This is a genomic window from Dermacoccus abyssi, assembly GCF_003515945.1.
Taxonomy (GTDB): Bacteria; Actinomycetota; Actinomycetes; order Actinomycetales; family Dermatophilaceae; genus Dermacoccus; species Dermacoccus abyssi.
The window spans coordinates 1-1425 of sequence record NZ_QWLM01000049.1 but is presented as its reverse complement, the minus strand read 5'-3'; the positions used below and the strand labels follow the sequence as shown (position 1 = coordinate 1425).

Here is a 1425-nt window from a genome sequence, read left to right as displayed (position 1 = left end):
AGTTGAGTCCCCGATAGTGGTGTAGCGCGGTAGCCGAGATCGTCACCGGCGTGTACGGCAGACGAAGCAGCGGCCACCGCGTGATCCTTCGAGTCAACCTTCTACCGAATCCTCGAGGACCATCACGATGACCGCTCCACACATTGTCGACCCTGCACGTCTGCTTGGCGAAGCACTCGCCGAAGCCAGCCCCGATCTGATGCGCGACCTCCTGCAGACGATGATCAACGCCCTGCTGTGTGCCGACGCCGATGCGGTGGTCGGCGCCGAGTACGGCCGTCCCTCACCGGGGCGGATCAGTCAGCGCAACGGCTACCGCCACCGCGACCTGGACACCCGGGTCGGGACCATCGACGTCGCGATCCCCAAGCTCCGCAAGGGCACCTACTTCCCCGAGTGGCTCCTCGAGCGCCGCAAGCGCTCAGAGGCCGCCTTGATCACCGTCGTCGCCGACTGCTACCTCGCCGGCGTGTCCACCCGGCGGATGGACAAACTGGTCAAGACCCTCGGCATCGACTCCCTGTCGAAGTCCCAGGTCTCACGGATGGCAGCCGAGCTCGACGAACACGTCGAGCAGTTCCGCCACCGGCCGCTGGACGCTGCGGGACCGTTCACCTTCGTCGCCGCCGACGCGTTGACGATGAAGCTCCGCGAGGGCGGCCGGGTGATCAACGCCGTTGTGCTCATCGCCACCGGAGTCAACGGCGATGGTCACCGCGAGGTCCTCGGTATGCGCGTAGCCACCGCTGAGACCGGTCCGGTCTGGAACGAGTTCTTCGCCGACCTCGTCGCCCGCGGCCTGACCGGGGTCCGGCTGGTCACCTCAGATGCCCATGCCGGCCTGGTTGAGGCGATCGCGGCGAACCTGCCTGGAGCCTCGTGGCAGCGCTGCCGCACCCACTACGCCGCGAACCTGATGTCGGTGACGCCCAAGAGCATGTGGCCAGCGGTCAAGGCCATGCTGCACTCGGTCTACGACCAGCCCGACCGCCCCGCCGTGGCCGCGCAGTTCGACCGGCTGCTCGACTACGTCGACGGCAAGCTTCCCGAGGTCCACGACCACCTCGACGCCGCACGCGCGGACATCCTCGCCTTCACCGACTTCCCCAAGGACGTATGGACCCAGATCTGGTCCAACAACCCCGCCGAACGCCTCAACAGAGAGATCCGGCGTCGCACCGACGCAGTGGGCATCTTCCCCACCCGAGACGCCATCGTCCGCCTCGTCGGGGCAGTGCTGGCCGAGCAGACCGACGAATGGGCCGAAGGCCGCCGCTACCTCGGACTCGAAGTCCTCGCCCGCTGCCGCGTCAACATCGTCCCCACCACCGAACCCCAGATCGGAGCTGACGACCTGCCCGCAATCACCGCCTGAACAACCCCAACGAAGGAACGCAGCGCTACACCACTACCCGGGACTTGACC

Annotated in this window: 1 protein-coding gene; it reads left to right on the top strand. The window is 67.0% G+C overall.

The window, feature by feature from the left end:
* The first annotated feature begins 127 nt into the window (after positions 1-127).
* Positions 128-1375 (top strand): IS256 family transposase, encoded by a 1248-nt coding sequence (locus D1832_RS15040; protein WP_118915195.1) that lies wholly within the window; start codon positions 128-130, stop codon positions 1373-1375.
* The last annotated feature ends 50 nt before the right edge of the window (positions 1376-1425 follow it).